The following is a 6,130-nucleotide window of genomic DNA, read 5'->3' as shown; positions in this document are numbered from 1 at the left end:
ATGGATGGGTGCGTCCCGATCCCCAGCACCCCCGAAGCAAGATCGGTAAGTGCTATGAAAACATACAAGGATGGGTGCAGCGCGGCAAGGCAGCAAAAAGAACGAAGCCGTCAATCGCGCGAAACCCATCAAGCCGCGCCCCAATTCTTCCGCAGCCTTCCCACACAGCAACCATTGCAAGATGGGTTCCGCGCGATCGGCGTTGTGGGTTCTGGGCATGACCGTGCCGCGCTGCACCCATCCTACGAGTTGCGCCAGCCGTGGCATATGGACCTCCCTTCCTTGCCCTTCCCTCACTACCACTGCCCGAAGAACACCCCCGCCCGCTTGTGCGCGTTGGTGGCTTTTTCCACGGCTTCGTCGCTGATGGTGGTGCGCCGCTTGCCGCGCAGCATCCAGTCCAAGAGGCGCTGCCGCAGTTCCAGCCGTGTGGCCGCGTGCGTGGCACTGGTGCCCAGGTCCTGGAACTCATCCGGGTCGGCGTGCAGGTCAAACAGCTGCTCGGGCTCGTCCAGCCAGTACACATAGCGCCAGCGGTCGGTGCGCACCGACCAGGCGCGCGCATTCTGCGGCGTCTTGCCGCGCAGGATGCGGGCCTGGCGGAAGCTGTAGTCCAGTTCCGAGAACACACAATCGCGCCATTCCGTGCTGGATGCAGCGCTGGATGCGATACCGGATGCCGTGCCGGATGCAACGCCGGATGCAGCACCGGATTCAGCGCCGTCCCCCCGACCATGCAGCAGCGTTTGCAGTTCCCTGCCTTCCAGCCGATGCGACGGTCCGGGCGTGCCCAATGCGCGCAGCACCGTGGGCACCACGTCCACGCTTTCCACCATGTCGTTCAAGGCCTGCCCGCGCGTGGCGTCGGCAGCCGCCGACGGGTCCATCACGATGAACGGCACGCGCTGCACGGTGTCGTAGAACAGTTCTTTTTCGCCCAGCCAGTGGTCGCCCAGGAAATCGCCATGGTCGGCCGTGAACACGATCAGCGTGTTCTTCATCAGGCCCGCGCCTTCCATGTAGTCGAACAATCTGCCCAGGTGATCGTCCAGTTGCCGGATCAGCCCCTGGTACGCCGGCCGCACCACGCGCACGCATTCATCGCTGGAAAAGCTGACGCTCTCTTCCTGCTGGCGATAGGCGGCAACCACGGGATGCGCGTTCGCCAGCTCTTCCTGGTTGCGCCGCACGGGCAGGCATTGGTCAGCGGTATAGCGCTGGTGGTACGGGGCCGGCGCCATGTAAGGCCAGTGCGGTTTGACGTAGCTCAGGTGCAGCACCCAGGGCTGGCTGCCACGGCGTTGCATGAAGTCCAGCGCCTGATCCGTCATGTAGGCGGTTTCGGAATGCGCTTCGGCCACGCGCGACGGCAGATGCACGTTGCGCATGTTCCAGCCGCTGGCGATCTGGCCGTTGGCGTCCACGCCGGCAATCACGTAGTCGGTCCAGGGGTCGGCGCTGTCGTAGCCGTGGCGGCGCAGGAAAGCGGGATAGCCGCTTTCCTGACCGGGCGTGTGGTGGCCGTCGTAGCGGTCCAGTTCCGTGAAGCCGCCCCGGCTGAGCAGCACGCCCAGCTCGGATGCGCCGTCGATGGCCAAGCGTTCCATGCCGGCCTTGTCGGGAATGATGTGGGTTTTGCCGGCCAGGGCCAGCTCGCGCCCCTGCCCCGCCAGATACTCGCCCAGCGTGATCTCGTTGACCGACAGCGGCACGCGGTTCCAGGTGGCACCGTGGCGCGAGGGGTAGCGGCCCGTGTAGTAACTCATGCGCGATGGACCACACACGCCCGAATTCACGAAGGCGCGGTCAAAGCGCACGCCGCTCGCCGCCAGCGCATCCAGGCTGGGGGTTTGCAAATAAGGATGGCCATAGCAGCTAAGGTGATCCGCCCGCAACTGGTCGGCCATGATGAACAACACATTCTGCACCGTGCTCATTGCCGCCCCTATTGCGTGGCCGTGAAGCCGGAGTCACGCACCACCGGTTCCCATTGCTTGCGATAGGCGTCCAGCGCCTTGGCGGTGCCGGCCGCGTCCTGCGACACCGGTTCCAGGTACACGCTGCGCACGGCTTTTTCCATGCCGGGGTCGCGCATGATGGCCGCAATGTCGGCGCCCAGGCGGTCAGCCTTGGCCTTGGGCATAGCCGCGGGCGCGAAGAAGGCGTTCCAGCCATCGGCAGCCAGGTCCACGCCGCTTTCCTTGAAGGTGGGCACGTCTTGCAGATCCGCATCGCGCGTGTCGCCAGAGGTTGCCAGGATGCGGATCTTGCCGGCGCGGTGCTGCGGCAACAGGGTGTCCAGCGTGTCGATGCCTTGCGGCAGGATGCCGCCGATCAGTTCCGATATCAAGGGCGCGGACCCGCGATAGCCGATCACTTCCGGATCCTGCTTGATCTCGCGGCCCAGCATCAGCGCGAAAAAGTGCGGCAGGCTGCCGGTGGCCGGCACGCCCACCGTGAATTGCTTGGGGTTGGCGCGCAACCACTCGCGCAGAGCGGGCACGTTCTTGATGGGCGAACTGGCCGGCACGGCCAGCGCAAACTTGTAGCGGCTGACCAGCGACACCGGCGTAAAGTCGCGCTTGGCGTCATACCCGGGTTGGGCGTAGACCAGCGGCGCCACGACCATGACCGCGGGGTTGGCCAGCATCAGCACGTTTTGCTCGGCCGGCGCCGCATGCAGCGTCTGGGCCGCGATGCGCCCGCCCGCGCCGGTCTTGTTTTCAACCACCACGGGCACGCCCACGCGGTCCTTCAGGCGGTCGGCCACCAGCCGCGCAATGCGGTCGGAACTGCCGCCCGGCGGGTAGCCCACCACGATCGTCAAGGTGCCGTCCAGCGGCGCTTGCTGCGCACAGGCCAGCGACGCCCCCGTGGCCACGGCCGTGGCCACAATGGCCTTTGCCATCCATCCCTTCGTCCATTGATGCATCGTCTTCTCCTGGGGACAGTGGCCCGCTGTCGGTTATGGTTCTGTCTGCCTGGCCAAATCCAAATAAGCAGAAACAATTTAGCAACGCGGCCGTTGCTTGATCTAATCCAGGACTTTCGATAACGATATGCAGCACGCACCGCGCGGGACGCGGCCCGCACTGCGGCAAGGAGGAGACGCCATGCCAACCCACCCGATACCCGATCGGCCCCCGACAGCGCAGCCCGCCGCACAGCAGACCGCATCAGGGCTGCCTGCTTCCGACCCGCCTCCTCATCTGTCCGACATGCTGATGTACCGGCTGTACCAGGCGTGGTCGCAATCCAACCCGGTGTTCGTGCGGCTGTGCGAAGGCCGTTTCGGCATCACGCGGCGCGAATGGCGCATTCTGGCCTGCGCCATCGAAGGCGGCATCATGAACTCGGCAGAACTGGCGGCCGCCGCCAAGCTGGACCTGGCCCGCACGTCGCGCACGCTGGGCGCGCTGTGTGCAAAGGGCTGGCTGCGACGCTTGCACGACAGTAGCGACCGTCGCGTGGTGCGGGTCGAAGCCACCGCCGAGGGCCAGGCGCGTTATCAGGCGCTGCTGCCCGAGGTCTTGCGGCTGAACGCGCTGCTGGTGCAGGACTTGAGCGACAGCGAAGTCGCCCTGCTGCGCGACTTTCTGGGCCGCATCGAGCAGCGCGGGCGGCGCATGGCCGAAGACAACATCGTGGCGGACAAGGCCAGCCGCCGCGAAGGCGGGACGCGGCGCGCGCAGTACGCGTAAGCCAAGGGTGTCGCGCCGGGCCAACATTTCAGCAGGGCAAGCGCCGCCTGACAACCCTTGGGCAAACCGCTGAATAAAAAGGCTTTTGCCCGCCCGAACGCCGTGGCCTGCCTGGTTTGCAGGCCTTTTTTACATCTGGGACTGCTCGGATGCCTAGCCGTGTGGGCGCAGCGCAATTAATAATAATTATCGTTGCAATTCCTATATGTAATCAGCGACCACCGTGTCGCAGGGGACTCACTTGAAACGCCATCCAACCCGGGCCGCCCGCCGCGCGCGCCCGCAGAGCCTGTTGCCCGCCGCCGCGCTGGCCGCTTGCCTGGGCACCACCGCCCACGCCCAAACCGCCCCCGCCACCGCCGCCGGCCCCACCACCGTGCTGCCCGCCGTGCAGGTGACCGGCACGGCCGAAACCGCCACCAGCCCGGTCGCGGGCTACGTGGCCACGCGCAGCGCAACCGGCACCAAGACCGACACCCCCCTGTCTGAAACGCCGCAAGCCATCACGGTGATTCCGCGCGATCAGATTGTGGACCAGGGCGCCCAGAACGTGCAGGACACCATGAACTACGCCGCCGGCGTGCGGCCCAATGCGTATGGCGTGGACAACCGCGGCGACTACGTCCGCATCCGTGGCACGGAGCCGGCGCAGTACCTGGACGGCCTGCGCCAGTTCTTCAATTCAAACAACCCACGCACCGAGGTCTATGGCATGGAGCGCGTGGAAGTGCTGCGCGGCCCCTCGTCCATGCTGTACGGACAGGGCAGCACCGGCGGCATCGTCAACCTGGTCAGCAAGCGCCCGCAGGCTGAAGCGCAACGCGAAATCGGCGTGGTGCTGGGCAGCGACAACCGCCGCGAAATCCATACGGACCTGACTGGCCCCGTGACCGAAGACGGGCAATGGCTGTACCGCGTGGTGGCCGTGGGCCGCGACAGCGACACCCAGGTGCAGTACGCGCAGGACGACCGCCTGATGCTGGCGCCGTCGCTCACGTGGCAGCCCAGCGCCGCCACCTCGCTGACCTTGCAGGCGCTGTGGCAAAAGGACAGGGCCGGCACCACACAGTCATTCCTGCCCTGGAGCGGCTCGGTGCAAGAGAACCCGAACGGCCGCATCCCCACCCGCCGCTTCGTCAGCGAGCCGGGCTGGGACGCCTACGACACCGAGCAATTCAGCGTGGGCTGGCTGTTTGAGCACCAATTCAACGACACCTGGAAATTCCGCCAGAACTTCCGCAACACGGTCAGCCGGGTCGACTATCAATCGCTCTACCCGAACGTGTACGGCGCGCGCCGTGGCGATTCCTACATCGACGCCGCCCAGACCACCACCGACCGCTACTTCTACGTCAACAAGCCGCGCATGCGCACGCTGCTGGCCGACCAGAACATCGAAGGCAAGCTCAACTGGGGCCGCACCGAGCACACCGTCATCCTGGGCATGGACTATTCGCATTACCGCGAAACCAGCCAGACGGCCTCCGGCCTGGGCGCGCCGCTGAACCTGTACCACCCCGTGTACGGCAACGTGCCGGAATACGAGCTGTCGGACACGCCCAAGCAAAAGCAGCAGCAACTGGGCTTTTACGCGCAAGACCAGATCAAGTTCGACCGGAACTGGATCTTCCTGGCGGGCATCCGCCGCGACCGCGCCGACAACCGCATCGACGGCCAGGACAAGGAAACCGACTACGCCACCACCAAGCGCTTCGGCCTGATGTACGCGGCCGACAACGGCTGGTCGCCCTACCTGAGCTACAGCGAATCGTTCACACCGATTGCCGGATCGAACTTCTACAACGAACGCTACAAGCCCATGCGCGGCAAACAGGTCGAGGCCGGCATCAAGTACATGCCCCGCGACGCCGACATGGAATTCACGGCCGCCGCCTACGACCTGCGCGAAAAGAACCGCCAGACCAACGACCCCGACAATCCCAACAACCAGCTCCAGGCCGGCAAGACCCGCACGCGCGGCGTTGAATTGGAATTGCGTGGCCGCGTCACCAAGAACGTGGACGTGATCGCCAACTACATCTACACCGATGTCGACCCGCAACTGGAAGGCCTGCCCAAGCACATGGCGTCGTTGTGGAGCAAGTACCGCTTTGCGCTGGCCGGCCAGCCCGGCTTTGCGGTGGGCGCGGGGGTGCGCTACCTGACAGCGTTCCGCGATGGCGGCGCGCCGGAAACGCCCGCCGTCACCTTGTTCGACGCCATGGTCAGCTACGACAATGGCCCGTGGCGCTATGCCCTGAACGTCAACAACATCGCCGACCGCACTTATGAAACGGTCTGCCTGGACCGTGGCGACTGCTTTTACGGCGCGCGCCGCACCGTCATGCTCAGCGGGGCGTACCGCTTCTAAGCCGACGCGGCGCAGGCCGCCTCCCTCCAGGACGAAAAACCTGTACGTACAGGCAGTA

Annotated in this window: 4 protein-coding genes; 2 read left to right on the top strand and 2 right to left on the bottom strand. The window is 65.5% G+C overall.

The genetic code is table 11. The features are described from left to right. Window positions 1-296 precede the first annotated feature (296 nt). The gene (locus WBR68_RS26460; protein WP_230695690.1) at window positions 297-1,937 is read right to left on the bottom strand and encodes a sulfatase-like hydrolase/transferase; all 1,641 of its coding nucleotides are present in this window, start codon (window positions 1,935-1,937) and stop codon (window positions 297-299) included. Between the two features lie 8 nt (window positions 1,938-1,945). Then, entirely contained in the window at window positions 1,946-2,908 is a 963-nt protein-coding gene (locus WBR68_RS26455) for a Bug family tripartite tricarboxylate transporter substrate binding protein (RefSeq protein ID WP_050448679.1), read from the bottom strand. A 310-nt stretch (window positions 2,909-3,218) separates the two neighbouring features. Here WBR68_RS26455 and WBR68_RS26450 point away from each other — a divergent pair, with 310 nt between their 5' ends. After that, window positions 3,219-3,701, top strand: a complete 483-nt coding sequence (locus WBR68_RS26450; RefSeq protein WP_050448678.1) for a MarR family winged helix-turn-helix transcriptional regulator — start codon at window positions 3,219-3,221, stop codon at window positions 3,699-3,701. Between the two features lie 241 nt (window positions 3,702-3,942). Then, the gene (locus tag WBR68_RS26445; RefSeq protein WP_230695689.1) at window positions 3,943-6,072 is read left to right on the top strand and encodes a TonB-dependent siderophore receptor; all 2,130 of its coding nucleotides are present in this window, start codon (window positions 3,943-3,945) and stop codon (window positions 6,070-6,072) included. Window positions 6,073-6,130: the final 58 nt, after the last annotated feature.

Origin of the sequence: Achromobacter sp. JD-1 (assembly GCF_038594925.1) — a bacterium.
GTDB lineage: Bacteria > Pseudomonadota > Gammaproteobacteria > Burkholderiales > Burkholderiaceae_B > Achromobacter > Achromobacter spanius_C.
This window is presented reverse-complemented; position numbering and strand designations above follow the sequence as displayed.